General features: G+C 35.0%; 7 protein-coding genes and 1 tRNA gene. 4 read left to right on the top strand and 4 right to left on the bottom strand.

The features are described from left to right. Positions 1-176 precede the first annotated feature (176 nt). Positions 177-731 (bottom strand): DUF4494 domain-containing protein, encoded by a 555-nt coding sequence (locus ABI657_RS08135; RefSeq protein ID WP_348096748.1) that lies wholly within the window; start codon positions 729-731, stop codon positions 177-179. A 158-nt stretch (positions 732-889) separates the two neighbouring features. Here ABI657_RS08135 and ABI657_RS08130 point away from each other — a divergent pair, with 158 nt between their 5' ends. Genes ABI657_RS08130 through ABI657_RS08115 form a run of 4 tightly spaced genes read left to right on the top strand, consistent with a single transcriptional unit; the run spans position 890 to position 3077 of the window. Next, positions 890-1354: an Mpo1-like protein gene (locus ABI657_RS08130; protein WP_348096747.1), complete on the top strand. Its 465-nt coding sequence runs from the start codon at positions 890-892 to the stop codon at positions 1352-1354. Positions 1355-1387: 33 nt separating this feature from the next. Then, positions 1388-1867, top strand: a complete 480-nt coding sequence (locus ABI657_RS08125; protein ID WP_348096746.1) for a DinB family protein — start codon at positions 1388-1390, stop codon at positions 1865-1867. A gap of 32 nt (positions 1868-1899) precedes the next feature. Beyond that, complete coding sequence (locus ABI657_RS08120) at positions 1900-2646, top strand: hypothetical protein (RefSeq protein ID WP_348096745.1); 747 nt, start codon at positions 1900-1902, stop codon at positions 2644-2646. Positions 2647-2675: 29 nt separating this feature from the next. Next, positions 2676-3077, top strand: coding sequence for a hypothetical protein (locus tag ABI657_RS08115; protein ID WP_348096744.1), 402 nt, complete (start codon positions 2676-2678; stop codon positions 3075-3077). Positions 3078-3190: 113 nt separating this feature from the next. On the opposite strand, the gene ABI657_RS08110 is transcribed toward ABI657_RS08115, so the two are convergent. The 3 genes from ABI657_RS08110 to ftsZ all read right to left on the bottom strand — a co-directional run bounded on the left by ABI657_RS08110 (position 3191) and on the right by ftsZ (position 5940). Then, positions 3191-3264, bottom strand: a tRNA-Arg gene (locus ABI657_RS08110). A gap of 62 nt (positions 3265-3326) precedes the next feature. Continuing rightward, complete coding sequence (locus ABI657_RS08105) at positions 3327-3776, bottom strand: GatB/YqeY domain-containing protein (protein ID WP_348096743.1); 450 nt, start codon at positions 3774-3776, stop codon at positions 3327-3329. 196 nt (positions 3777-3972) lie between these two features. Next, positions 3973-5940, bottom strand: a complete 1968-nt coding sequence (ftsZ, locus tag ABI657_RS08100) for a cell division protein FtsZ (RefSeq protein WP_348096742.1) — start codon at positions 5938-5940, stop codon at positions 3973-3975. Positions 5941-6000: the final 60 nt, after the last annotated feature.

The following is a 6000-nucleotide window of genomic DNA, read 5'->3' as shown; positions in this document are numbered from 1 at the left end:
TAATTGTTTCTGAAATAAAAATAGCAAAATTATATTTGTGTCCACACGGTAGGATGGCAGCGGCATCCTTTTGTGCCGGGGTTCGGCACAAAAGATACAGCGGACAGCAGGAATAGCTTCTTATAATTTTCATAAAAAAAGAGGACTTTAAAAGCCCTCATTAATTTTCTGATACATTATTCGATTTCTGCCTCTATAAGTTCATCAATACTTTCTCCGTTATCACCTACAGCAACCAATTCAGGTTTGGAAGCTTTAAGCGCGTTGAATTTTTCCACTTGTTCCAAATCATCTTCATCACCGCTGAAATAAGGAAAAACATCCATGATTGGCGATTCTGAAATCGCAGGAATGGTATAATCTCCCATTGTGTTTTTCATGACCGCAACGGTATTGTCATAGGCTTCTTTTACATCGTTCGCCTGAACCAGTAAATACATGTTTGTTTTGCGTTCCTTGCCGCTTTCTTCATCAAAAGCTACTAAAGAAACTTTCGATTTGAACCAGCGATCCGCATTTTCGAAAGGATGGATTTCAGCATAATTCGCCACTTTGATATTGGTGATTTTAAATTCTTCACTCACATAAGCTCCCATTTCTTCGTTAATTCTGCTTTCCGCTTCTGTATACGATATCGCATCAACAAGATAAGGCTCTGTCGTAACCTTTTGTGATCCAATATCATCTGTTTTTCTGTATTTTACTTTGCATTCGTACCAAATTGTGCTCATCTCTATTTTTTTAAGGAAGCCAAAGATAGATTTTAAAGAAAATAAAACCGCTGATTCTGAAAATAGATATTCACAATTTAAGAAATGGAATCAATAGGGGAATTAACGTTAAAATAGAAAATATTTAATAGCTTTGATACAACCCTAATTCGTAAACAATGAGAACATTAGACCAATGGTTTGAAGAATATGCTGTCAGCCATCAGAATCCAAAGAACAAAGCCATTCATTACATATGCGTGCCGGCAATTTATTTTTCTATTGTTGGATTGCTAATGAGCATTCCGAATGGTTCTATTGCCCGCATTTTTCAGCTCAACATGCCCATAATCGAGAATTGGGCTGTGGTGGTATTGCTTTTTGTGTTGGTTTTTTATATTCGATTATCGGTTGCTATGGCTTTTAAGATTGCCATTTTTTCAGCAATTTGTCTGGTTGTGAATTATTATATCGGTCAGGTTCTTCCATTATGGATATTTTCCATCGGTGTGTTTGTGATCGCCTGGATCGGACAATTTTACGGCCACAACATTGAAGGCAAAAAACCTTCTTTCCTGAAAGATATTCAGTTTTTAATGATTGGACCTGCCTGGGTTGTGGAAAATTTATTTTCTAAGAAATAATAATCTTGTAATGCCATTTTTTATCTATTTGATATGGAATTAATGTCTGTATATAGTAAAGAACAATATAAATTTGTAAAAGAATCGAGAAGCGTATTGTTCGAATATTGCCAAACGGTTTCGCCTGAAGATTTTGTTAATCAAAACAATTCATTCGGCCGTGGCGGAAGTATAAGAAACCTGTTAGTTCATATTGCGAACACTTATGAATATTGGATTGCCAATATTGTATTGAAAAAAAAAGTAAGCTATTCTGAATACGAAAACTTCAACACAATACAAAATGTTATAAGGCTGTTTGATGATGTGGATACTTTCATGTCGGAATTCATTTTAACAATGGATCAATTTGAAAATGAAATAACATATGAAACACAAAACAGCATAAGTTCGGCAAAACCTTTTCGGCTTTTTAGTCACGCCATTACGCATGAATATCATCACAAAGGACAAATTTTATCCTTAAGCAGGCATTTGGGTTATATTCCTGTTGATACGGATATCATGAGATAATTATTACTACCATTCCAAATAAAATCATTCCTATGAAAATTGACAATAAAGAAATTAAAATTGAAAGCTATGATATTTTCACGTATCGCAGAATTCGGCGTGCTATTGGTTATATAGGAATCAGTCTGCCGATATTGTTGATAGTCTTATCACTCATTTCCTTTTTTCAGACAACGGTTCAGCATTCGATAAGCCATTACTATTATACCAATCTCAGGGAAATTTTTACCGGGGCCTTATGTGCTGTGGGTTTATTTTTGATTTGCTACAGAGGTCATGGTAATCGTTCCTTTTGGAAAAACGACAATCTGCTGACTAATATTTCGGGACTTATGGCTTTGGGTGTTGCACTTTTTCCAACAAATCCTGAGGTTGTAGCTGATAAAATGTATACTCTGATTCCGCTTAATGAAAAATGGATTGGCTGGCTGCATTATGGTTTTGCTGCCGTGCTATTTTTAATATTCGCTTTATTAGCCATTAATGTTTTTACTATTGGTCAGGAAAATGAAACCCGTTCTCCAAAAAGCATCCTCAACGAAAATAACATTTACAGATGCTGCGGTTATTCAATATTGGTATTTATTATTCTGGTTCCTGTTTCGGAAAAGTTTAACCTTTTTCCTTATTCGACTTTGGTTTTTGAAGCACTTTCACTTTTTGCTTTTGGAATTGCCTGGCTTATTAAAGGACGTGCATTAGGTGACAAAGGAAAAATAGGACAGAAACTATATCAGGAAAATAATCCAGTTGATACTGAAAAGGTTTTTGAGGAATAGAAAAGAAATAAATTATTTAGTTAAAAATTATGAGTTGGGATATTGTATTATTTAATTCTGTACAAAAAATTAATGTTATTGATGAAGTCGATGAGGAAAAACTAATTCCAATAGCTTTTGACAAAATCATATCTGAACATTTTGGTTTAGAAGAATCCGGTGAAATGAAAGGAGATGATTTTTCCATCGATTTTTATAAGGACGACGAACCAGTAAGTAACAAAATGATTTCACTTTATGGGGAAAAAGCATTGTTTGAAATTGCCAGACTGGCGAAAATCCAAAACTGGCAGATTTTCGACACCAGCTTAAACAAAATGATTGACCTGGAGAATCTTACTGAAAATGGTTTTGCTAATTTTCAAAGTTATTTGCAAAAGTCCTGGATAAGTAATAATCAATTTATCTTTCTGCTGAAACCTGAATCCTAGCCCAGACAGCAGCGGCATCCTTTTGTGGCGGGTTTCGCCATAAAAGATATAGCGGATGGCTGGAATTAGCTTAAATAAAACGGGCCAAGAAGAAAAACTCCTTAGCCCGTGTGTGACCGCGACAGGGTTCGAACCTGCAACCCTCAGAGTCGAAATCTGATATTCTATCCAGTTGAACTACGCAGTCAGTATTTATGTTTGATTGTAAAGCTCAGAATCAATTTAAACCTGAGCTTTACATCAAATTTTTTAAACTAATAATTTCTTAACAATAGTAGAAATTGTTTTTCCTTCAGCAGTTCCGCCTAATTGTGCAGTCGCTAATCCCATTACTTTACCCATTGAAGCAATTCCGGAAGCACCTGTTTCCGCAATAATTTTAGCAATTATGGCTTCAACTTCTGCTTCGCTCAATTGTGCAGGCAGAAATTTCTCGATTACTGCAATCTGAGCCAATTCTGGTTCTGCTAAATCAGGACGATTTTGCTCAGTGAAGATTCTTGCACTTTCCTTACGTGTTTTAACCAGTCTTTGAAGCAATTTAATTTCATCATCTTCTGACAGTTCTTCTTTAGAACCTGATGCTGTTGCAGCTAATAACATTTCAGATTTAATGGCTCTTAATGCCTCTAATGCTATTGTATCTTTTGCTCTCATGGCGGTTTTTATTTCGTCCATGATTTGTGTCTGTAAACTCATTTATTTTTATTTGGATAAGCCGAAACTTATAAATTTATAATTATTTGAAAGTAATTCAAATCTCTAAAATTAACAATAAGATTACTCTTGTCTGTATACTCAGGAAGACCCGAATTTAAATTCTGTGCGAAGATAAAAAAAATAACCCGAAAATTAAATTCAATTTTCGGGCTGTCTTATATTAAAAGATACAAAATTAATCTACGTTGTCATGCAAAAATGAATTATTTGAACGCAATTGCAAATCATTATTACTGTCTGTTCCTACAGATATCCTTGAATTACTGTTGTTTGATTGGGAATTGGACAAATCTATACCTAACCTTTTATAAGCAGGCTCTTTTTCCATTTCATCAATTTTAGAAACATTATTATGGAATTTATAATTAAAATCTTTTAATTTTTTTCTTCTTTCGTCTGCTCTTAATCGTAACGTTTCCTCAATTGTTAATTCCATGGGAGAAACCTCAGATGTAGTTGTAAAGTCAGGTTCGCTGTCAAAATCAACTCTTGGTTTCATTGTTATATTTAATTCCTCAGGAATTACTTCTTCGACTGCCTTATCAACAGGCTTTGATGTGATTAAATCATTTTCAACCTCCATATATTCTTCTAATGAATATTTGATAACCCCATTTTCTGAAAGCTCCGTCACAGGAACAAATTGTACGGCTTCATTAACTTTTATTTCACGGGTTTCGTTTGTTAATTCAAACAAAATTCTGTTATCTTCAACAACCGGTTCTCTTTTAACTTCAGGCTCTGCTTTAAAAAGAGGCAGATCAAATGAAAAAGTCGTTTGCTCCTGTTGTTCAAAAACTCTTTGCTGAACAGGTTTTACTTCCTGTACAGCTACAACTTCAGGAGCTGAGATAGTAAAATTAATATCCGTAATCGGCGAAACTATTTCAAATGTTACATCTAAATTTTTAATAAACTCTGACATAACCACTAATTCTTCCTGATTAATAGCTGGAGCAACAGCAACAGGATCTGAAGGTGTAACTGGGTCTTCTAATAAATCAAAAACAATTTTTTCTCCTGATTTTGCAGAAGGAGTATCATTGTTTAGATCAAAAGAAGTTACTGATTTACCCGACAGATTATGAACACTTCTTTGTTCATCTTCCAATGTATGGATTATCTTTTTAGGCTCTGTATTTACAATTTCATTCTGTTGTTCAACATCAAAACCAGTAGCAATGATAGTTACTGCAATTGCTTCGCCAAGCGTTTCATCTTCACCAACACCCATAATAATATTGGCGTTATAACCGGCTTCTGCCTGAATATGATCATTAATCTCCCCTATTTCATCCAATGTGATTTCGTTAGCTCCAGAAACGATAAGCAACAATACGTTTTTGGCACCTGTAATTTTATTATCGTTTAACAATGGCGAATCCAAGGCAGAAATAATAGCTTCCTTAGCTCTGTTTTCACCTGATGCAACAGAAGAACCCATAATAGCAGTTCCGCTGTTAGACAATACTGTTTTGGCATCACGTAAATCGATATTTTGTGTATAGTGATGTGTAATTACTTCGGCAATACCTCTTGAAGCTGTAGCCAAAACTTCATCGGCTTTAGAGAATCCTGCTTTAAAGCCCAGGTTTCCGTAAACTTCCCTTAATTTGTTATTATTGATTACAATTAGTGAATCTACCTGTTTACGCAATTTTTCAATTCCTAAAAGTGCTTGCTCCTGACGTACTTTCCCTTCAAAAAGAAACGGAATTGTTACAATTCCTACTGTCAGAATTTCTCTTTCTTTGGCTAATTGTGCAATTACCGGAGCTGCTCCTGTTCCGGTTCCTCCCCCCATACCAGCAGTAATAAAAACCATTTTAGTATTGCGGTCCAACATTTTTTCGATGTCAGCTATACTTTCAATAGCAGATTGTTGGCCAACGTCAGGATTTGCTCCTGCCCCAAGACCTTCTGTTAAATTTACTCCCAGCTGAATTTTGTTTGGTACAGCACTGTTTTGTAGTGCTTGTGAATCTGTATTACAAACGATAAAATCTACCCCTTTAATACCTTGCTTGAACATGTGGTTTATAGCATTACTTCCGCCTCCACCGACACCTATTACTTTGATTACATTTGATTGGTTTTTTGGTAAATCAAATGAAATACTTCCAAATTCTGAGTTGCTCATCATCTTTTTGGTTTTGAAATTCTTATTTAATACATTTTTTACTTCTCACTTGGGGCAAAAAGC

Source organism: Flavobacterium sp. (assembly GCF_039930565.1).
GTDB lineage: Bacteria > Bacteroidota > Bacteroidia > Flavobacteriales > Flavobacteriaceae > Flavobacterium.
Note: the sequence above shows the minus strand (reverse complement) of the source record. Positions and strands in the feature narration are given on the sequence as shown.

What these genes read in the sequence shown, in the direction of transcription:
- ftsZ (WP_348096742.1), bottom strand. Translation starts at nt 5,940, where the DNA reads ATGATGAGCAACTCAGAATTTGGAAGTATTTCATTTGATTTACCAAAA.
- ABI657_RS08135 (WP_348096748.1), bottom strand. Translation starts at nt 731, where the DNA reads ATGAGCACAATTTGGTACGAATGCAAAGTAAAATACAGAAAAACAGAT.
- ABI657_RS08115 (WP_348096744.1), top strand. Translation starts at nt 2,676, where the DNA reads ATGAGTTGGGATATTGTATTATTTAATTCTGTACAAAAAATTAATGTT.
- ABI657_RS08105 (WP_348096743.1), bottom strand. Translation starts at nt 3,776, where the DNA reads ATGAGTTTACAGACACAAATCATGGACGAAATAAAAACCGCCATGAGA.
- ABI657_RS08130 (WP_348096747.1), top strand. Translation starts at nt 890, where the DNA reads ATGAGAACATTAGACCAATGGTTTGAAGAATATGCTGTCAGCCATCAG.
- ABI657_RS08120 (WP_348096745.1), top strand. Translation starts at nt 1,900, where the DNA reads ATGAAAATTGACAATAAAGAAATTAAAATTGAAAGCTATGATATTTTC.
- ABI657_RS08125 (WP_348096746.1), top strand. Translation starts at nt 1,388, where the DNA reads ATGGAATTAATGTCTGTATATAGTAAAGAACAATATAAATTTGTAAAA.